Source organism: Meiothermus sp., from assembly GCF_026004075.1.
Lineage (GTDB): Bacteria > Deinococcota > Deinococci > Deinococcales > Thermaceae > Meiothermus.
Genome location: NZ_BPIK01000001.1, coordinates 1,514,632 through 1,534,913, shown reverse-complemented (window position 1 = coordinate 1,534,913; position 20,282 = coordinate 1,514,632). Strand labels below are relative to the sequence as shown.

The window sequence follows — 20,282 nt, the reverse complement described above, 5'->3', positions numbered from 1 at the left end:
CCTCCTACTCAGCCCCGCCCTGCATGGCGGGGTTCTGTTCATCCTTACCCTCGAGCCAGGCGCGTAAAGCGCTAGCGGGGATCAGCCAGCGAGAGCCGAGTTTACGTGCGGGGATCGCACCTTGTTTGATGTAGCGGTCAACAGAGTTGAGGTGTATACCAAGAAGCTCGGTCGTGTAAGGAATTATGTGTAGGGGTTTGTGTAAAAAGAGGGGGTACCGCAATCAACAAGGAGGTACCCCATGGATCAGGATACCCTACAGATGATTTTGCGCGAAGCGGTAAGGGAAACAGCCACCGAGGTCTTGCAGATTCTGCTGGACGCCGACCGGGAGGCCTTCTTGCGGGAACACGGAGGACGCAAAAACGGCTACTACCCCAGGCGGCTTTCGACCCGCTTTGGTTCAGTGAACCTCCAGATGCCCAGGGATCGCGAGGGGTGCTACTATCCCAGCTTCCTGGAACCTTATGCCCGGCGCCTGGTGGACGTGGGGGAGGTGGCCGTGGCCCTGTATGCCGCCGGGGTGACGCAGCGCAAAGCGGCGGAGGTGCTGAGCCTGTTGCTGGGGCACCGCTATACCCACGAGACCCTTAGCAGCCTGACCGACCAGGTCTTGCGGGCGGCGGAGCAGTACCGCCAGCGGCCTTTGCCGGAGGAACTGGCCGTGGTCTACCTGGACGGTCTGTTTCTGAGGGTCATGCGGGACGACCTGGGGGTTCAGCAAGAGGCGGTGTATGTGGCGCTGGGCATCACCCCCAGCGGGGAGCGGCAGGTGCTGGGCTTCTGGCTCCTGCCCGCAGAGAGCGCTCTGGCCTGGGAGGAGGTGTTGAAGGGCTTGTGGCAAAGGGGCCTACGGCGGGTCTTGCTCTTCGTGACCGATGGCCTTCCCGGCATGGAGGCGGCCATCCAAAGGGTCTACCCCGGCGCCGAATGGCAGCGCTGCGTGGTGCACATGGTGCGCTCCAGCCTGGCACAGGTGCGTGCACGGGATCGGGGGGCGGTGGCCGAGCATCTACGCGGGGTGTACCGGGCGGAAAGCCGACAGGAAGCCCTGGAAGGCCTGGAGCGGCTGCGGCGAACCTGGGGGTCGAGGTACCCGCGGCTGGTGAGCGGTTGGTGGGAGGACTCCGCGGCGCTGCTGCGGTTCTATGGCTATCCCAAGGTGCTGTGGCCCTACCTTCGGAGCACCAATCCGATGGAACGGTTTATCCGGGAGATAAGACGCAGTACCAAGGTACGGGATCACAAGTTTCCTACAACGGAGGCGGTGTTCAAAGTGCTGTATCTGGAGAGCGAAAGGCAGGAGGGCAAATGGACAGAGCGTACACTCAGAGGCTTTGCCGAGGCAAAGGAGATGCTAGAACAGATGCTGAAGGAGCGGTACTTCCCCTCTACACAGACTGCTACACATAAATCTTGACACGACCAGAAGCTCTGCCACTTCCTTGCGGGAGTAGGCAAGTTTTTTGTTGTTTTCCATTAGAAAACCTCCGTGTTTACGGAGGCCGGAAAATCCGGCCTAGAGTCTGTAGCCGTGACAGGACAAAGCCTGTCGCCTACAGCACTAGGCCGAGGGTGCGTTAGGTTGGATTGTTGGGATTAGGACTAGCGGTTCAGGTGGGGGATAGAAAAAGCGCTCACGCGAGCGGTAGTACAGGGAGGTGCCCACCACCAAGCTGTGGATTCGGGTGGCTAGAAATGCAATTACTATCCAGCTCAGGGTTGCCACGCGGGTGGCTAAAGCGCGCAGTTTCTCATGGAGATTTTCCGCGAGATCCTCGTGCATGCACTCATAGATGGCCCTTCTTGCCGCAAACCCGAGGGGATAAAAGGGCCAAAGCGCCAGCAAGAGAGTTCTAGTAGTTCGAATCATCACGGGCAGATAGCCCAAGTAGCCGGTTCTTAGAAGACCCCGCACTGAGGCTTTTAGGAGAGGCATAACGTAGCTCGCGGGGAGCAACCACGAAAGAATCAAAGTCCTCAGCAAACGCCAGCGCCAGAGAAGGGGGAGTTTGGCGAATCCCCCAAGCGTGAAAAGCGCTTGAGTTAACTGCCTTTTCAGGATCTGCCTTTCAAAGATCAAATCCACACTGGCGGCACGTACATAGGCGGCACGCACCGAGCAACGTGCATCCTGCACTTTGCACCAGTGCTGAAACGCTCTACCGCCTCTCATACAGACATCATACCACATATTGTAGATGATTCAAAGCGAACCGCTACATGTAGCGCCCATCGAACCCGGTCTTGACCCTAGTTTTGACCCCAAACCTGACCCCAATAAAATCCAGTGACCCCAAAAAATGACCCAAAACCGGAAGTGTTCTATTGTATGTGGAAGTGTGGAGAATCGTTTTCAGGACAGCTTTTTTGTGAGTTAGTGTGTGGCCTTGTATTGGCATGAAGTCACCTCATAATCGTGGTGTCGGCGGTTCAAGTCCGCCCATAGCCACCACACCAGAACGCAATTAACCCGAGGATGCTAATCCTCGGGTTTGCGTTTTGACCGCCATCCGTGAACCTATATCAAGTGTGTAACAAGCATCGTAATTGCGCCGTACTTCTCCGTGCGCCTGGTTTACGGTAGATTTGGGTTTATGAGTTCGATCTACGACCAGATTCAAGAGACCGTAAACCACATTCGCGCCCAGACCGACTTTGTACCCGAGGTGGGCATTGTGTTGGGTTCGGGGCTGGGCCCGCTGGGCGACGAGATCGAGACGGTGGCGAGCTTTCCGTATGCGGCACTGCCCAACTTCCCCCAGTCCACCGCACCGGGGCACGAGGGGAAGCTTATTCTGGGGCGGCTCGAGGGCAAAAACGTACTGGCCTACAAGGGCCGGGTGCACTGCTATGAGGGCTACACCGCAGCGCAGGTCGCGTTTCCCGTGCGGGTGGGTTTTTTTCTGGGGGCAAAAACCTTTTTCATCACCTCGGCGGCCGGGGGGCTCAACCCCAACTGGCACGCGGGGGAACTGATGCTGCACAACGACTACATCAACTACGCACCCCTCTCGCCCCTTACCGGCCCCAACGACGAGCGCCTGGGGCCGCGCTTCCCTGTAACCTTTGACGCCTACGACCCGGATCTTCGGGCGCTGGCCCATAAGGTGGCTCGAGCCCAGGACTTCCACCTGCGCGAGGGCGTGTATGCCTGGTGGCCGGGGCCGCAGTTTGCCAGCCGGGCCGAGCTTAAACTGCTGCGCACCCTGGGGGCCGATGCCATTGGGATGTCCACCGTGCCCGAGGTGATTGCCCTGCGCCACCTGGGGGCCCGGGTGCTGGGCCTTTCCACCATTACCGATATGGCCGTGCCTGAGCGTGACCACCACGCCACCGAGCAGGAGGTGCTGGCTACCGCGGCCCGGAGTGGGGCGCTGTTCCGCAGGTTTGTCAGAGGGATTCTGGCGGCCTTGTAGCTGCCTCCCAGCTCATTTGCAGGGGGCAATCCTGTTCTGAGCGAGGCAATGGAAGTAAGGTTTCTCAAGAGAAAAATTTCATAACTGCACTGCCAGCCTGAGCTATGAGTCTTCCTGACGTTTTGCAGCGCATAGAAAAAGCCTGTAGCCGTGCGAGTCGCGATCCGAAGGGTGTCCGGCTGGTGGCGGTTACCAAGGAACACTCGGTAGCCGAGATTCAGGAACAGGTGCTGCGCTACGGTCGCTTCCCTCTGGGGGAGTCGCGCATTCAGGAGGCCCTGCCCAAGATGGAGGCGCTTTCGGCCGAGTGGCACTTTATCGGGCCCTTGCAGCGCAACAAGGCCAAGTTTGCGGTGCGCTTCGAGCTAATCCACTCCATAGACTCGCTGCGCCTGGCCGAGGCGGTGGCCCGCAAGGCGCTCGAGCAGGGCAAGGTGCAGCGGGTGCTTCTGGAACTCAACCTGGGGCGCGAACCCCAGAAGCACGGTTTTCTGGAAGAAGAACTGCCCCAGGCCATGGCCCAGATCCAGGCCCTGGAAGGGCTGCGGGTGGAGGGCCTGATGACCGTGGCCCCCTACACCGACAACCCCGAGACGGTGCGGCCCATATTTGCCCAGCTCTCCCGCCTGGCCGACCGCTATGGGCTAACCGAGCGCAGCATGGGGATGTCGGGCGACCTCGAGGTGGCGGTGGAGGAGGGGGCCACGCTGGTGCGGGTGGGGCGGGCTATTTTTGAGCCAGGGGCGTGATCTGGTGTGCCGCTGGTAAGTCTGAGTGACCTGACTCCAAAAACCAAATGCCGCTTAGTGCTGCGAGTTTGCAAGTGCGGAAAGTTATCGCTATTCAAATAAGGGCTGTAGTAGTCTAAAGCCGTGGAAGAGCGCATGACCGGTGAGTTTCGCATCGAGCGCAGCGAACGCAGCGACCTAACCCCCTTGGACATCCGCTACCAGGAGTTTCGCCAGGGCTTGCGCGGCTATTCGGTGGCCGAGGTGCGGGAGTATCTGGGCCGGGTGGCCGATGCCCAGACCGCCCTCATCGAAGAAAACGAGCGCTTGCGCAGCTACATCCGCGACCTCGAGGCCGAGCTAGCCAAGGCCAAAGAGGGCGAGGCCGAGCTGAAGCGGGCCGTGGTGGCCGCCGAGCGAATCGCCCGCGAAATTAAGGCCCAGGCCGAGCGAGAGGCCGAACTCATCAAACGGGAGACCGAGTCCGAGCGCCAGGCTGCGCTACAGGAGCTCATCGAGCAGATGAAGCGGATCAAAAACGACATTGAACAGGTGCGCAGCGAGCGCGACCTGTTTGTGGGCCAGTTTCGCGCCCTGCTCGAGGGCTACCTGGCCTCGCTGGATCGCTTCAAACGCTGAGCGCCCCACCACCAATTCTTCCCATCCTGGGGCCTCTGCGGGAAGTACAAACAGCAAGGCGAAGCTTCTCGTGTACTTAGCGCACCCCCAGCCGGGCCAGAAGGGCCAGCCAGCTTTCGCGCTGCCAGTAGGATTCCTTGAAATTCCCATGCACAGCGAAACCGCTGGCCCGCAGGCCGAGCTGCTCGGCCAGGATGAGAGCGCGGGGTAGATGCGGCTCGTCAGTAACGATGATGACCTGGGATTTGCCGACTACCGGGGCGATGTTGGTCAGGTTCTCAATGGTGCGCCGGCTTTGTTGCTCGCAGTAGAGGGCCGAGGGTGGAACCCCTCGGGTTTTTAGATACGAGCAGCCCACCTCACCTTCGCTGTAGCGGTCGCCGGGCGCGCGGCCCCCGGTGACGGCGATGCGGGGGGCGTAGCCCTGCCGGTAAAGGCGCAGGGCAGCCTCGAGCCGATTACGGAAGATAACCGAAGGCTCACCGTTGTACTGGGCAGCTCCCAGCACCACAATCCAGTCGGCTTTTTGCAGCGGACTGGACGAGGCTTTGGGGCTGAAAAAGGCCAGCCCCACCGCCAGAAACACCAAGGCCCACCACCCGCGCATATCCTTTACCCCTCCTGTTGCAGGAGCGACTGCAACAACTCTAAAGGATACTCGAAACGGGGCTGCAAGGTCGAGTTGTGCGGCGTGGCCAGAAACCACACCGGCAGACCGATGGCCTGTGCTGCCTGCCAGTCGCCCTCCGAGTCCCCGATGTACAGGGCTTCGTGGGGTTGCAAGCCAAAATGCTCCAGGGCCCGCTCTAAGAGGGCCGGGCTGGGCTTGGGCGGGGCCTCCTCGCGGGTGAGCACCAGGGCAAAAGCCAGGCCGTGTTTTTGCAGGGCCATCTGGGTGGCGGCCCGGTGGTTGTTGGTGAGCAGGGCGGTGGGCAGCCCCAAAGCGGCCAGCGCCTCGAGCAACTCCGGCATACCTTCACGCACCTTTGAACTGGCAGCCAGGGCCTGTTCGTAGGCCAGCAGCCGCTGGTGCAGCTTGGCCTGCTCGTGGGGTGGGCGCAGAGCGATGCCGTCCAGGATGAGCAGATGGGTTGGAAGCCGGTGGTCTTGCTTGAAGGTGGCCCAGGGGTTGGAAGCCCGCGGGGCCAGTACGGTATCGTCTAAATCGAAGAACACAGCCCTGGGTCTTCCCACAGCGCCAGCCTATCAGGAAGACGAATGATAAACAAAAGCCCAGGCGGCCCTGCTGCTGTGACCTTTATCATCTTTCCCTGACAAAACAGGTGCTATACTCTTAGCAAGTTGAGACTACGAACCGCGCTCCCAGAAGCCTGAAAGGTGGAAGGAGCGGGTTTGTCTTTTTGCTCGGCTTAGGTGATGAATTAGTGGAGAAAATCTTCGGTCGCACCAATGGTCTGAAACCCAGCGAGAAGAAGCGCCTTGCCAACCTGTACAACCGCCGCGTGGGGGCCAACCGCCTGCTCACCGCCGAGCTGGCCCGAACCCTGGCGACTTTGTCGGGCGAGCTGGGTAAGCCCATCAGCCTGCTCCTGGATCGGGGCGGACGGGTGATGCGGGTGGCGGTGGGGGATGCCAAAGAGCTGCCAGTGCCTGAGAGGGCCCTGGTGGAGACCCGGCTCTCCGGGTATCGCATCCTGCACACCCACCTGGGCTCGGGGGGGCTTTCACGCCCGGATCTCTCCGTGCTCTTCCTGCACCGCCTGGATGCCATGGCGGCCCTCGAGGTCGAGCAGGGCCACCCCGGCCGGCTGCACCTGGCCCAGCTCTCGCCGCCCAAGGCCGATGAAGAAGACTGGCAAATTTTCCCCTCCAAGCCCTATCACGAGTACCTCGAGTGGGATCTGGCGGCCTCGGTGGCAGCGCTGGAAGAGGAGCTTTCACGCCAGGCCCGCGGCCTTGACCTGCGCGATGGCTCGGGGGAGCGGGCGGTGCTGGTGGGGGTAGACCAGGGCGAGGGGGTGCAGGCCGAGGTAGATCTGGCCGAGCTGGCCGAGCTGGCCCGCACCGCGGGGGCGGTGGTGGCCCACAAAGAGCTGGTCTTCCGCCCCAGCCTCGACCCGCGCTATGCGGTGGGGCGCGGTAAGGTGGAGGAGCTGGTTTCCCACGCTTACCACCAGAACGCCGGCACCCTCATCTTCGGAATTGACCTGAGCGCAGCCCAGGCCCGCGAACTGGAAACCATTACTGGCCTCAAGGTGCTGGATCGCACCCAGCTCATTCTGGACATCTTCGCCCAGCACGCCCGCACCCCCGAGGCCAAGGTGCAGGTTGAGCTGGCCCAGCTCAAATACCTGCTGCCCCGGCTGGTAGGTAAGGGTAAAGAGCTGTCGCGTCTGGGGGGTGGTATCGGAACCCGGGGGCCGGGGGAGACCAAGCTCGAGGTCGACCGCCGCCGCCTGCAAGACCGCATCGCCGAACTCACCCGCAAGCTGCAAGAAATTGCCGGGCGGCGCCAGGAGACCCGCCGCCAGCGGGACAAATCGGGCCTGCCCATTGTGGGGGTGGTGGGTTATACCAACGCCGGCAAGACCACCCTGATGCACGCCCTGGCTAAAAAAGGCGATGAAGGGGAGAACAAACTGTTCGCCACCCTGCGCCCGCTGACCCGCCGGGGTTTTCTGACGGGTATAGGTGAGGTGCTGTTCACCGACACGGTGGGCTTCATACGGCACATGCCGGGCGACTTGCTGGAGGCTTTCCGCTCCACCCTGGAGGAGCTGCGCGACGCCGATGTGCTTTTGCACGTGCTAGACGCCTCGCAGGAAGGGGCGCTGGAGCGCTATCAGGTGGTGGAAGACCTGCTGGCCGAACTGGGCGTGGAGTCGCCGCGGGTGCTGGTGCTCTCCAAGGCCGATGCTGCCGGGGGCTACGACCTCGAGTTCCTCAAGGAGCGGCTGGGTGGTTTGCCGGTTTCGGCGGTGCGGGGGCAGGGCCTGAGCGAGCTCAAGCAGGCCGTGGCCGGGGCCTTGCTGGCGCAGGGGGTGCGTCCGGCGGCCTGGGCTTACGTGCCGAGAGAGTCGGGGGTGGCTGCTGCCCTCACCGATTGATGCTGCCTCAGAAAGTTTGAAATCCCTTCAGGCCGGCAGCCTCGCTCCACTGTACGTCGAGCTGAAGGACTGAAGCGCCCCTGGGCCCCTGGCGCAGGTGATGAATCAGGAGCTCCAGATCGGCTTTTTCACCTTCGGCTACCACCTCCACCCGACCGTCCGATAGGTTCTCGGCATAGCCGGAAAGGCCTAGCTCGAGGGCTTTTTTACGGGTGAAGTAGCGGTAGCCGACACCCTGCACCCGCCCGCTGACCAGTACCGTAATTCGAAGCACGCCATCAATCTACAACACTCTGGGTAGTGGTCTCCGTCATACCATAGAGGTCGTCGAGCCCGTCTGGACAGCGTGAAGCGTTTCGCGCACCATCTGTGTAAAGAGTAGTGTCGGCGCTGGCGCGCTTTCACACAGGAGCTGTTTTGTAATGCTGATACAAAACCTAGACCGGGGTCGGCTGGTTTTGGACTCGGATCAAGTTCCTTTGAGCAAAAGTCAGATTTGATTGGCTCTGGATGGGTTTTTTTCCTAGATTCCCCTCAGAGTTCTGGGCTAGACTAAATGGGTGCGGTTTTGGCGCTGGGTTCCGGCAATTCTGCTCCTCCTTCTGGTGGGGCTTCCGGCCTTTCCCCCGCTCATCAGCTACGCCCTGCAGGAAGGCCTTAAAGCGGCCAATTTCACCGGTCGGTGGCAGGCGGTGGGGGGATACCTGCTGGGGGGGCTCGAGCTGCGGGGGGTGGAGCTGGAAGGCAACGGGCTCCGGCTCGAGGCCCAGCGGCTACGCATCGGGTACAACCTGCTGAGCCTGCAACGGCGCGAACTGCCCCTGCGCATCCTGGCCGAGGAGGGCGAGGTGTTCCTGCGCTGGGACACCCTCATCCCCGAGCAGCACCAGCCAGGGGCCCCTGCGCCCTTTCAGTTGCGGGTAGATGAGCTGGTGCTGAACCGCGTGAGCGTGCAGATCGAGCAAAGCCAGAAGTTTTTTTTGCCTACCCTGCGGGCCACCATCCGCGGCAGCGGCCCCTATCAGGTGGCGGTGGCGCTGCCCGATGGGAAGCTCTGGGGCACGGTTCGCCGCACCGGGCGCGAGTTTGAGGCCTGGCAGATCGAGGCCAGGGGCGAGCTGCGGGCGGCCCGCTACTGGTTCGATGGCTTCGAGGCGGGGGAGCTCGAGGGCACCTGGACCATTGGCCCCAGGGTCAAGAACGGCATCCTGGGCAAGAACCAGATCAAAAACGCCGCCGTCAAAATTGTGGGCTTTACCCTGACCGAGATCTTCGGGGCGGTGGACTTCGATGGGCAGACCGTGACCGCCAACCTGGTCGGACGCGGCCTGGACGGCCCCCTCAAGGGCTCGGCCACGGTGGATCTGCCGGGCCAGGAGTACCGCTTCCGGGTCGAGGGCAACCCCACCCTACCCGCCCTGGCCGCACACTTCGGCCTGCGGCTGCCGGTGAGCGGGGGCGGGCCTCTGGTGCTTTTGGGCCGGGGCTGGCAGAACATCGTGATAGACGGACGCTACAGCGGCGAAGGCCGCCTGCTGGGCGAACCCCTGACCTACGAGGGCACGCTGGCCTTCGATAAAAAGTTTCGGCTCGACACGGTGGTGGATGGGGCCTTGTTCGACCGCACCTTTCAGGCCACGGTGGCCCTGCGCAACACCGACGAGTACACCGTCCGGCTGCGCGACTCCTTCCAGAGCAACCTGCGCCTGACCGGCAAGGGCCCCAATACCCAGGCCGAGGGCACCCTGGTCTGGCCGCGTCCTTTGCTGGGAGAGGCCGGGCTGCGCTTTGAGAGCCGCGGGCCGCGCTGGAACCTGCGCGTGCAGTCGGAGAACGTGGGCCTCCCCACCGCCAAACCCTTTGGCCTCTCGGGCAGCTTGCAGGGACAAGGAGCGAGTGTAGAGGGCCGGCTGGGGCCGGTGAGCTTTGGCGGTACCTGGGACAACCTGCAGATGCAGCTTTCGGGCCTCGAGCTTCTGGTGGGCCAGCTCACGGGCCAGGCCGCCCTCAAGGCCGGGCGCTTTAGCGCAAACCTGAACTACGACTCACCCTACACCCGCTTTCCCATTTCGGTGCAGCAGGACGGACAAACCTGGCGGCTATCCAACCGCTGGGCCAGCGGGCTGTACCGTGGCGGGGTGTTTACCCTGGGGGTGCGCGACCTGCCTTTACAGGTTCTGGAGGCCCTGAAGCTCTCCGGCGAGGTGCGCTACGCCCAGGGCAGGCTCTCGGGTAACTGGAACCTGCAGGGGGAGCGGCTGGGCTTAGAGGGCGAACTCTTCGATCTGGCCACCCGCTACCGGGGGGAGGTGCGCACCCCCTTGCGGGTGCTGCCCCTGAGCGGAACCGCCGATAGCACGGGGCTCCAGGCCCAGCTCGATACCCTTCGCATCACCGCCAACGGCCCTGAAGGGCTGCGCCTGCGGGGGCCGCTCGAGCTCGGCCCGCAGATCCGCCTCGAGGCCGACCTGGGTTTGCAGGGCTCGCTTTACAAAGGCCAGGTGCGCTTCGACAGCCCCTGGTTGAGCGGGCGGCTGGAGGGGCGCGGTTCGGTGCTGTGGGCCATTGCCGATGGCTATGCCCAGCTCGCTGGCCCCATCTGGCCCACCACTGCGCTCAGGGGCCGCCTGACCCTGCCCGTATCGGGGTTGGTGGAGGTGCCTGCGGTGCCCCTCGAGGTGAGCCGCACCGAGGTGCGCTGGCCGGGGGGGCGGGTGGCGCTGCGGGCGGGTTTTCCCTTCGAGGGCACCTTGCCGCTTTTGGTCAACCGCGAGGCCAGCAGCCTGGAGGCCCGGGGCAACCTCGAGCGCGGCAGCCTGCTGCTGCGCACCCCCTTTGGAACCTTGAACGGGGCGGGATCCTGGCGCAACCTGGCGGTGCGGGGCAGCCTGAACTATGCCGGGTTTGCAGGCCAGCTACAGGGGCAGGCCGACCTCTTTGGCCTGGCCTACCAGGGGCGCTTACAGGTGCCCAGGCTGGAGGGGGCGCTGGAGTTCAGGGGTCGCAGCACCAGCCTGAGCTACGCCGGGCGCTTGCAGAACAGCCGCCTTACCTTTGCCGGAGATTATCGGTGGGTGGCCGGAAAACCGCTGGAAGGGCTGCGCCTGCGGGCCATCGCCAGCGACTACGACCTGAGCCGCTGGGGGCTGCCCGGAACCCTCAAGGGCAACTGGTCGGAGCGCGGGGGCCGCCTGAGCCTGAGCACCCCCTACGGGCAGGCCCAGCTAAGCGGCTCGAGCCTGCTGGGGCCGGCCAACCTCGAGGCCCAGAGCCCCTACGGTACGGTGCGTGGCATGGTTGGCACCGAGGCCATTGCCTTGCGCGGGAGCCTGCGCCTGCCCTATGTGAGCGGCACGGTGGCGGTCTCGGGGCCCTGGAATAACCTGGAGGCCCAAGGGCAGGGGCGCTACAACCTGCCCTACCTGGAGCCGCAGAACTGGCGCCTGAGCGCGGACGTGCTGGCCCAAACCTGGAAGCTGGAAGGGCCGCTGGAGCTCGAGGGCAAGGGCCTTTCCTACGTGGGCCGGGTGAACTGGCTGTACCAACTACTGGAGCGCAAGGGTGTTTTGCAGGGCAGCGTAGAGGGGGAAAGCCTGGCAGTACAGGGTAGCCTGCGCACCACCTACGCGGGTCTGCCCGTAAGCGCTACCGTACAGGCCGAAGGCGCCGACCTGGAGAAGTTGCAGGCCACCCTCGAGCTGCCGGAAGGTCGGGTGCAGCTCGCCCAAAAGCAGGCGGTCTTCGACCTCGAGACCGCCCCCCTGGCCCGCCTGTGGAACGCCGAGGTGCAGGGTCGGCTACGGGGCCGCCTCGACCTGGCGGAGGTTTTATCCCGGAGTGGTGGGGCCATCCCTGCACCTGAAGGCGAGCTGGAAGGGGTGTTGCAGGTATACGGCCAGCAGGTGGCACTCGATTACAAAGACCGCTCCCTTTCGGCTTTCCTCCCGGCCTATCGGGTGGGGGCTCTGGTGGAGCTCGAGCCCGGCCAGCATCCCCAGGTCATCGGGCTCGGTAACCTCGAGGGCCGGCTCGAGCTGGGCGAACAGCTCAATGGCCGGCTGGCCTACCGGGTGGAAGGGCTCGAGGCGGAGGCCCAGATTACCGGGCCGCGCCTGCGTCCGGCGTTCACCCTGGAGGCCCAGGCCCTGGCCTTCCGGCTACAGGCCCAGGGCAGCTACGCCCTCCAGCAAAACCAGGGGCTGGCGCAATTGCAGCTCGAAAGCCCCTATGCCCAGGCCAGCCTGGAGCTCTCGAGCGTGGGGAGCCGCTATCAGGCTACTGGGCGGCTCTCCAGCCTGCAGTACCTGCGGCAAAGCGGCGCGCTGCGGCTCGGCGGCGAAGGGGCCCGCTGGACGCTGGCCTGGGCGGCTCCCATGCGGCTCGAAGCCCAGGGCCAGGCGGCCAACCCCGAGCAGGTGCGCCTGGCAGGGCAGGGGAACCTTGAGATAGGGGGACGCCTGTTCGCGCTCTCGGGCAGCATGGCCCTCACCGGCGAAGAATTCTCAGGGCAGATGCAGGCTCGTGGCGAGCAGATCGCCCTGGAACTGCGGGGCGAGGGGGCCAGTCTGGTGGCCCGTGGAACAGCCTACGAGGCCTACCTGGAAGCCCGTACCAACCGCCAAGGCGAACTAAGTGGCCAGGTCGGCTATACCCGCACTCTGGCCGCGAACACCCTCAAGGCCCGTGGGGCCCTGAGCGGCACCCTGTGGGCCCCGGTCTTGCAGGGCGAGGGCAGCCTGGCAGGGCGCGGGGCCGAGGTGGCGTTGCGCTTTGGCTACGGGGTGGGCGCTCCCTGGGCTTCATCCTCCGATGCGGCAGCGCCGTCCAAAGGCCTGCCAGCGGCGCTCTGGGCCCAGGCCGAGGGGGCGGGGCTCTCGGCCCGTCTGGCGCGGGGCATCCTCCAGCTCCGCATGGACAGCGACCTCGAGCCCTTCCTGGGCCTGCCCATCCGTCTCCAGGCCCAGGGCCAGGGGCCCTGGGAGAGCCTGCGCCTGCCCCTCACCCTGAGCGGCCCCAACCTCGAGGCCAGCGGAACAGCCTTCCCGGCCGGGCTACAGGTACAGCTTCGGGGCCGCTACGAACAGCAGCGTTTTGACCTGCGCTACGACCGGCAGGTGCAGTTGCAACTCGATGGCCCTTACGCCACCGGCACGGCCCGCTGGGCGGGGAATGCACCCAGCGGGTTGTTGCGCCTCGACCTGCCCTTACCCGGCGGGCGGCTGGTGGGGCAGGCCCACCTGGACGAGGGCCGGGTGGCGCTCGAGGGCCGCGAAGGCTGGCAGGGAAGCCTGAGGGGGCGGCTGCGCGAGGGCTGGGGCCAGCCCACCCGCTGGGTGCTCGAGGCCAGCCTCAAAGGCCCCTATCCGGCCCAGAACACCCCAGCAAGCCTGGAGGGGCGCTTTGAGCTCGACGTTGCCCCGCTAGCCTTGCGGGGCAACGGACAGGTGCAGGTGCCGGAATGGGGAGCGGTGCAGCTTCTGGCCCAGGGCAACGAGATAGACCTGCGCGGCCTGGACGAGCTGGCTCCCCTCACCGGGCGCTTGCGGCTGAGCCCTTTGCAGCTTAACTGGTCGTATGTGGGGGCCCTGCCGCGCGGCCTGGGCACCCTCGAGGCCCGGGGCGTATACCCGGGACAGTGGGTGGTGGGTCGCTACCAGATCGCCGGTCAAACCGCCGGTCTCGAGGGGCAGGATGCCCGCCTGCGCCTCCGCGCACCGGGGCTGGAAGCCACCCTCACCCCCGAGCGGCTCGAGGCCCGTTTGCAGGACTACAACCTGAGCGGCCTGCGCCTGAGCGGGCGCATTGCCGGGCCGTGGAATGCTATGGAAAGCACCCTGGACTGGACTGGATTTGGCCGCAAAGGGGCTTTACAGGCTACCTGGCAGCAAAGCCGCCTGCAAGCGAGCCTGCAGGGCGATCTGGAGGGGTCTCTTAACTACCAGGAGGCCTGGTCGGGGCACCTGAAGTTTCGCGAGGGGAGTCTCGAGCTTTCCGGCAAGGGGATTCCCGTGGTGGAGGGCGACATCCTGGGCTTGGCCTTGCGCCTGCGCTACCCCATGTTGCAGGTGGCCCCCAACCGCGAAAGCCTGGATAGCCCCACCCCAGCCAGCACCCGCCGGGCCAGCAGCCTGATGATTAATCTCTCCGAGCGCAGCGCCTCGGGTGAGCTGGATGTGCGCAACCTCGAGGTGCGGGGCCGGGGGCCCGAGCTCGAGGCGGTCTATCCCCTCGCCGGGGGGCGCCTGGTGGCCGGCCTGAACCTGGCTACCCTTGCTGTGCGTCTCTTAGCCCCCGAACTGGGATCGGGTGAGCTGAGCTTCAAGCAGGGACAGCTTGCGGGAGAACTCAACTTAACGGCCTACGGACTGGCCTTGAGCCTCGAGGGGGTCGGGCAGCAGGCCAACCTCCGTGTGGTGCACCCTGCTACTGAGTGGCTTCCCTGGAAAAGTGGTGCTCTAACCGGGCAGATTGGCCTCGATGGAGGCTGGAAGCTGCTGTACCGCGATCCCGAACAAAAACAGCAGATTGAGGCTGAGGGGCGCTTGCTCGAGGCTACCATTACTGCAAAGGGCTCCTGGATTGAAGGGCAACTCAAATACCCAGGGCCCGGTAACTGGCAGGGGCGTTTGCAAATCGATGTGCCGCTCGAGCCGCTTGCGAGTCGTCTTAGGCTTTTGGTGGAAGGGAAGGAAGAGCTGAGTGCCTCGGGTCTCCTAAGCGGTGATGTAGGGAATCTCGAGGTGCAGGGGGTACTGAACCGGGAAGGACTGCGAGCCCGCGCGGGTTTTAAAGACTTGGCTATCGAAGAGGTTCCACAAATCACTAGCCGCCTGCCCTTCCTGACCGGGCGAGCCAGTGGGTTGGTGCTGTACAACCAGGGGCAGCTCGAGTTCAACTTCAGCAGCCCAGGCTTTAGAGTCAAGGGCGACGATCTGGCATTGGCCACACAAGCCAGAGGTACTTATGGCGATGGTGTTCTATGGGCCGAGATCAACTTTGAGAGAACCAGCCCGCTAGGGAGACTGGGAGAGGGTAACCTGGGTTCCAACCGTACTACGGCTAAAGTTCGCCTGGAAAACGGCATCCTAACAGGAGAAGCAGTGGCGGCTTCTTTCCCTTTGCACTGGCTTTTTTCTACCTGGGCTGGTGACCTGGCCGGTCAGGCCTTTTGGACAGGCCAGGCCACTTTTAGCTACAACATCCGCAACCCCTGGGCCTCCAGGGGTCTTTGGGTAGGGGAGTATCTACGCTTCCAAGGGGGGGGTGATACCCTGGTCGGCACGGCTGCACTGCGCTTTGAACAAGAACGGCTGTATATTGACCAACTCGGACTGTCGGGCAAGGGCACCTGGACAGGCTCGGGATACTATGGCCGGCGGGGTAGCAACCTTCGCCTCAGTTTGGAGAACACCAGTTTTACCCCGGTGCTGCAGGTTATACCGAACCTCAAGCCTCTGGCCCCCGAGGGGGGGGGCACGCTCCGCCTGACCTCCAACGGGGCGTCATTCGACCTCACACTGGAGAACTTTAACTTCAAGCTAGGCCCGGTACGGGCCGAAACCCCCCGGGCGGTGTTGCGGGTGGGTAACACGGCCAGTGCTGAAGGGCGCATCAAACTGACTGCACCCTACCCCGCCGAGGCCCAGCTTTCTGGCGAAGGCGATCTCAGCAACTTCACCGTGCGGGCCACGGGCTCGGCCAATCTGCCCCTCCTGAGCCCTAATGAACCCTTTGACCTCAGCTTCAACTACCCGGCCTACACCGTAGATGCCAAGCTGCAAAAGCAAGATGCACGCCTGTATGGCACGCTCTTTCCTCAGCTCATCCTGACCCTTCAAGGTCAGGTGCCGGTCAGTTATCCCCAGTACTATTTGCTCGAGGGCCTGCTCGAGGCCAACCTTATTTTGCGCTACCAGCGGGGAGCCTACATTGTTCAGGGTGCAGCCGATGTGATACGGGCTCGCCTGGGCTTCCCCGAGGGGCAGCGCGAACTGACCATTAGTACGCCCCCCGAGCCCGGCGCCCCCCGCCCAGCCAACGTCGTACCTGTGGAATTCGCCAATATCCAGCTCAAGGCCGACCGGGGCACCATCATCCAGGAATCGCTGGCCCAGGGCGAGCTTGCAGGCGAGATTTTCCTCAACGGCGACTTTTCCAACCCCTTTCTTTCTGGGGAAGTGGTGCCCTTGCGCGGTAGCTTCAGGCTGTGGGATCGCGACTTTACCATTCGAGATCGTGGTTCCGACCAGCGCAGCTATGCGAGGTTCAGCCCGGCGGCTGGAATTTTGCCCGAACTGCAGATTGTGGCCGATACCCAGGTGCAGGATCGAGGCCAGGATAACCGGCGAATTCAGATTTACCTTACCCTCAAAGGGGAATTTCTGCGGCAAAACGGGCGGATTAAGGTTAATCTGACCCCGACCTTTGAAGCCATCTACAACAACGAAATAGCCCGCAAATCCGACGGCCAGCCCTACACCGAAGCCGAAATTTACGCCTTGCTGCTGCTCGGTCGTTCCGATCTGTCGGCCCTGCCTGCTGATATTGCCCAAACCGGGTTACAGGCGGCGATACAGAACTTTATTGTCGGGCAGCTCGAGCGCGAACTGGCCAAGGTTTTGGGACTCGATCAGGTGCGCGTGGAAATCCCTGCCCTAAATGGCGGCACTATTGAGGAAACCCGCTTTACAATAGGCCGCTACCTCTCGCCCGAGCTGTTCTTTGCGTATTCTGTTGACCTGCGCGGCTACCAAACGGTTTTTGCTGAATACTTGCAGGGGGACTATCGCTTGCGCTTTAGCACGGAGGTCTTTCCGCAGCCAAGGCCAGAGATTTCTTTTGGCTGGACAATTCGTCCCATTGGGGCCGATCTGACCCTTGAGCTGGCTACGGGTGTGGGCGATGGGTTCCGTAGCGACGGCATACGGTTTGGAATTGGCTTTACCTTCCGCTATTGAGTCCACATCAGAAGCTGGAAGTGCAGGGTAATCACAGAAGCCGTGTTATTAATCTCAGAGGCCTCTACCCGTTTGGATTCTCCGTTAGCGCGAAAGGATTTACAGCGCCTCTCACACGCACTTCACGCCTTTCGCATATGGTTGGCAGCATGAAGCGACTGTTCACCTTGATGGTGTTGTTTAGCTTGGCCCTGGCAGCCCCCATACAGGAGGTGGAGGTACGGGGTACGGACGCCGTTTTGGCGGCCTTGGTACGTATCTCCCTGCCTTTTGGCGTAGGGGATGAGCCGGGTGACCTCGAGCAGGCCCGGGCGGCGGTTCTGGATACCGGTTATTTCCGAGAGGCAAGAGTGCGCCTCGAGGGCGGCAAGCTGGTAGTTGAGGTGGTAACCAACCCCACCATTACCAAGGTGGCAACCTCGGCCAAGGCTTTTCCCGAAGCCAACGTGCTTCGCTACCTGGAAACCGAGCAAGCCATTGGAGTGGGCTCGGTATTCAATCCCAAAAAAGCCACTGAGGCTGCCCAGGCACTGGCGCGTATATATCGCAGCGAGGGATTCCCGTTTGAACCCAAGGTAACTCCCGAGACCAAGGACGTGGCGGGTGGGGTAGAGCTTTTCTTCAATATCGATGAGAGCCCAGAAGTTAAGTCGGTGGAGGTGGGAGCGGCCACCTATGTTCCCAAGGAGCGCCTCGAGCCGCTCTTTCAACCGGTGATCGAGAACGGGCGCTTCTCATTCGAACGCTTCCGCGATGCAGTAGGGCGTACGGCCGATGTATACGCGGCGGCGGGTTTTAGGGGTAGTGGGGTTGACCTGACCCGTACCACCCTGGCCGATGGCGTGCTCAAGGTGGCTTTTAGCGAACTCAAAATTGTGGAAATCAGCGCTCGAGGGGTGGATATAAGCGCACTGGGTCTTAAGGTGGGAGATCCCTTCAACCTCGACCAGATTCTGGACGGGGTTAATGCTTTATCCCGCAGCATTAGCCGGGTCATCGACTTCAGGCCCGAACGGGTGAGCCAGGAAGGGGTTCGCCTGGTTTTTCAAGCCGGTGAGCAGCGTTTCGGGGCGATTCGTGAAGTACGTATAGAAGGCAATACGGCCATTCCTACAGAATCACTTTTGGCAAAAATACGGCTCAAGCCCGGCGATGAATATAACCCGGCTCTAGCTAATGAAGACTTTGCTCGAATTCTGCGGGAATACCGCGACGCCGGCTACGACCTGGTTGGGCAGCCTGAAATTAGTTTTCGCGACGGGGTTTATGTGCAGCGGCTACGCGAACTGCGCATCGCAGGCTATCGCATCGAACCCGCACTAACCCGTACCGACCCCAGCGTGTTTTTGCGCGAGATGCCGCCGGTTGGCAGCCTGTTTTCGATCGGTGCTTTGCGGCAGGGCATTACCAACATCCTGCGTACCGGCTTGCTGCGCGAGCCGCCAGGGGTACGACCCCAGCAGGGTGATAAGCCCGAGGATGTGATTTTGGTGCTTAGCTTTCGCGAGGCCCAAACCGGCAGTTTCATACCTGGAATTTCCTGGAGTAGCCTGACTGGTTGGGAAGGCAACATTAGCATTAGCGACACGAATCTGTGGGGATTGGCTCATCAGTACAACGTCACTTTGGGCATTAACCCGAACGATGCGGGCCAGTACCTAACCTTTAGCGCTTCGTACCGGATTCCCTGGCTATACATCGATTTCGCCGACTTCAAACAGGTACGCACCTCATTTGGAGTCAATGTCTACAGCCAGCCCCAGGCCAACATTAACTTTCCCCTCGAGCAACTCTACAACGGCAACACCCCCGATCTTAACGGCGATGGCGTCATTGATGAAAAGGACAGAACATCGCAATGGCAGTACACCGAGCGCAAAACAGGTATCAACTTCTCTATTTCAAGGCCCTTGAGTGCCGATTTGCCCAATTTGCGGATTTCGGCAGGGCTGGGCTGGGAATGGAACATCCCGATACTGGAAGTCAACGATGCCAACCGGCCCCGTTGTTTGGTCAAGGTGCCGGACTCGAGCAACACCGCCAATCCGCCTGTGGCAGAGGATGCAGCGTGCAGCGAAGCCCTGCTGCAGGATGCCCAAAACAAATTTGACCAGAACGTGCGTGAATTCCAGGCTCTGAACCTCACGCTTGGTGCGACCTACACCACACTTAATAGCCCAACCTTTCCCACCCAAGGCTTCTCGGTCAACCTCAGCACCGGCTATGGTATTACCTTCCCCAAAGGCCAGGATCCCACACAGTATGTACCGGTAGTGGTGACGGGTAGAACTTACTTCCAGCTAGATCAGGCGGCACGTCAGGCTCTGGGGCTAAGGCTCTCGCTTGGCACCATTCTAGGAACCGCCCAAGACAGTCAAAAGTTTAGCCTGGGGGGTAACAGCACCGATATCACTACCTTGCGCGGTTATGACCCCCGCTTCCTCGATAAAGGTACTACCGTATTGAACGGCTCCATCGAGTACGGCTACGATTTTGGACTAAGCCCGACGGGTGGAACCAACGTCTACGGCTTTGTATTCACCGACTTTGGCCGCCTCTGGCCTGCCTCGGGCGATCTAGATGCCTTTTTCCTGGGTGCTGGTATCGGCCTGCAGGTTAATCTCGATTTGCTGGGGGCTATCCTGCCGCCCATACGCCTGGACTATGGCTTTAGCCAGCGCAATCCCTCGGGCCGCTTTGCGCTGCGTTTGGGGCTTGGGTTCTAATACCACGTTGGGGCCGAATAGTGCATAATGCCAGATTCGATTCGTTCGTCTTCGAAGGCTAGCGAATCAACCCGACCGAAGTTGTCCGTATAGTGGAGGGCGGCATTGCCCCTTGGAAGATAGGCGGCTGCTTCGACGAGCAGAGCCGGGGTGCCCTCCTGGTAAATCGGCTAATTTGTTGGGTTGGAGAACCCGACGTGGATCGTGCTGCCCTGACTTTCGGGATTGAGTGGGCGTTATCATGAGTGGTGATGAATGCAACGATCCGACGTGTGGCCCTCGAGGACAGCCCCGAATCCTTCTGGGAGCGATTTTCCAACTACGCCCAAACCTGGCCTGTAAGCCCTGAACCGATGGGGAGTCCTTTGCTCGAGGTTCTTACCCCCTGGGGCCCTCTGTTTGTTTTTGACCGAACTCTGACGCCTTTTTCCGGCGAAGAAGCCTTGTTCATTGTGCATGGACAGGCCCTACACTGGGAACCGACTTCAGATGCTCCCTCTGTTGAGCACCTTGGTGGAGGACGCTATAAAGTAACTGGCCGGGTCGAAAAAGTTCTGGATGCCCATTATTTTGTATTGGAGCTAGATGACGCAAGCAACGAAAAAAATCTGCAAATCGTCCTGGCTGCTGCAAATTCACCAAGCCCAGGAATGCTAATTAAGGTTCACCTGGCCCCACCGCTGATGGTTTTCCGCTCAGATGTGCAATTGCGGTAGCAGTTCGCACCAAACCCAAATGTGGGGTT

General features: G+C 62.2%; 12 protein-coding genes. 8 read left to right on the top strand and 4 right to left on the bottom strand.

Features of this window, described 5'->3' with window-relative positions; translation table 11 throughout:
• Positions 1–4: 4 nt before the first annotated feature.
• Entirely contained in the window at positions 5–223 is a 219-nt protein-coding gene (locus Q0X18_RS16170; RefSeq protein WP_374707506.1) for a helix-turn-helix domain-containing protein, read from the bottom strand.
• Positions 224–241: 18 nt separating this feature from the next.
• Between Q0X18_RS16170 and Q0X18_RS07335 the strand changes: the two genes are divergently transcribed.
• The 4 genes from Q0X18_RS07335 (at position 242) to Q0X18_RS07320 (ending at position 4,786) form a co-directional block, all read left to right on the top strand.
• Positions 242–1,420 (top strand): IS256 family transposase, encoded by a 1,179-nt coding sequence (locus tag Q0X18_RS07335; protein WP_297559156.1) that lies wholly within the window; start codon positions 242–244, stop codon positions 1,418–1,420.
• A gap of 1,177 nt (positions 1,421–2,597) precedes the next feature.
• Positions 2,598–3,419, top strand: coding sequence for a purine-nucleoside phosphorylase (locus Q0X18_RS07330; RefSeq protein WP_297560414.1), 822 nt, complete (start codon positions 2,598–2,600; stop codon positions 3,417–3,419).
• 104 nt (positions 3,420–3,523) lie between these two features.
• Positions 3,524–4,168, top strand: a complete 645-nt coding sequence (locus Q0X18_RS07325; protein ID WP_297560412.1) for a YggS family pyridoxal phosphate-dependent enzyme — start codon at positions 3,524–3,526, stop codon at positions 4,166–4,168.
• Between the two features lie 135 nt (positions 4,169–4,303).
• A complete protein-coding gene (locus Q0X18_RS07320) occupies positions 4,304–4,786 on the top strand; it encodes a DivIVA domain-containing protein (RefSeq protein ID WP_297563037.1) in 483 nt (160 codons plus the stop codon).
• A 76-nt stretch (positions 4,787–4,862) separates the two neighbouring features.
• Here Q0X18_RS07320 and Q0X18_RS07315 read toward each other — a convergent pair whose 3' ends face one another.
• The gene (locus tag Q0X18_RS07315; RefSeq protein ID WP_297560410.1) at positions 4,863–5,393 is read right to left on the bottom strand and encodes a YdcF family protein; all 531 of its coding nucleotides are present in this window, start codon (positions 5,391–5,393) and stop codon (positions 4,863–4,865) included.
• Positions 5,394–5,398: 5 nt separating this feature from the next.
• On the bottom strand, positions 5,399–5,980 hold the full coding sequence (locus Q0X18_RS07310) for an HAD family hydrolase (protein WP_297560408.1): 582 nt from the start codon (positions 5,978–5,980) through the stop codon (positions 5,399–5,401).
• A gap of 191 nt (positions 5,981–6,171) precedes the next feature.
• Here Q0X18_RS07310 and hflX point away from each other — a divergent pair, with 191 nt between their 5' ends.
• On the top strand, positions 6,172–7,854 hold the full coding sequence (gene hflX / locus Q0X18_RS07305) for a GTPase HflX (protein ID WP_297560405.1): 1,683 nt from the start codon (positions 6,172–6,174) through the stop codon (positions 7,852–7,854).
• Positions 7,855–7,861: 7 nt separating this feature from the next.
• On the opposite strand, the gene Q0X18_RS07300 is transcribed toward hflX, so the two are convergent.
• Positions 7,862–8,128, bottom strand: a complete 267-nt coding sequence (locus Q0X18_RS07300; RefSeq protein WP_297560403.1) for an acylphosphatase — start codon at positions 8,126–8,128, stop codon at positions 7,862–7,864.
• 286 nt (positions 8,129–8,414) lie between these two features.
• Between Q0X18_RS07300 and Q0X18_RS07295 the strand changes: the two genes are divergently transcribed.
• The 3 genes from Q0X18_RS07295 (at position 8,415) to Q0X18_RS07285 (ending at position 20,253) form a co-directional block, all read left to right on the top strand.
• The gene (locus Q0X18_RS07295) at positions 8,415–16,811 is read left to right on the top strand and encodes a translocation/assembly module TamB domain-containing protein (protein ID WP_297560400.1); all 8,397 of its coding nucleotides are present in this window, start codon (positions 8,415–8,417) and stop codon (positions 16,809–16,811) included.
• Positions 16,812–16,960: 149 nt separating this feature from the next.
• The gene (locus tag Q0X18_RS07290) at positions 16,961–19,537 is read left to right on the top strand and encodes an outer membrane protein assembly factor (RefSeq protein ID WP_297560398.1); all 2,577 of its coding nucleotides are present in this window, start codon (positions 16,961–16,963) and stop codon (positions 19,535–19,537) included.
• A 251-nt stretch (positions 19,538–19,788) separates the two neighbouring features.
• Positions 19,789–20,253 (top strand): hypothetical protein, encoded by a 465-nt coding sequence (locus tag Q0X18_RS07285; protein ID WP_297560396.1) that lies wholly within the window; start codon positions 19,789–19,791, stop codon positions 20,251–20,253.
• Positions 20,254–20,282 lie beyond the last annotated feature (29 nt).

What these genes read in the sequence shown, in the direction of transcription:
- Q0X18_RS07285 (WP_297560396.1), top strand. Translation starts at nt 19,789, where the DNA reads ATGAATGCAACGATCCGACGTGTGGCCCTCGAGGACAGCCCCGAATCC.
- Q0X18_RS07335 (WP_297559156.1), top strand. Translation starts at nt 242, where the DNA reads ATGGATCAGGATACCCTACAGATGATTTTGCGCGAAGCGGTAAGGGAA.
- Q0X18_RS07325 (WP_297560412.1), top strand. Translation starts at nt 3,524, where the DNA reads ATGAGTCTTCCTGACGTTTTGCAGCGCATAGAAAAAGCCTGTAGCCGT.
- Q0X18_RS07320 (WP_297563037.1), top strand. Translation starts at nt 4,304, where the DNA reads ATGACCGGTGAGTTTCGCATCGAGCGCAGCGAACGCAGCGACCTAACC.
- Q0X18_RS07330 (WP_297560414.1), top strand. Translation starts at nt 2,598, where the DNA reads ATGAGTTCGATCTACGACCAGATTCAAGAGACCGTAAACCACATTCGC.
- Q0X18_RS07315 (WP_297560410.1), bottom strand. Translation starts at nt 5,393, where the DNA reads ATGCGCGGGTGGTGGGCCTTGGTGTTTCTGGCGGTGGGGCTGGCCTTT.
- Q0X18_RS07290 (WP_297560398.1), top strand. Translation starts at nt 16,961, where the DNA reads ATGAAGCGACTGTTCACCTTGATGGTGTTGTTTAGCTTGGCCCTGGCA.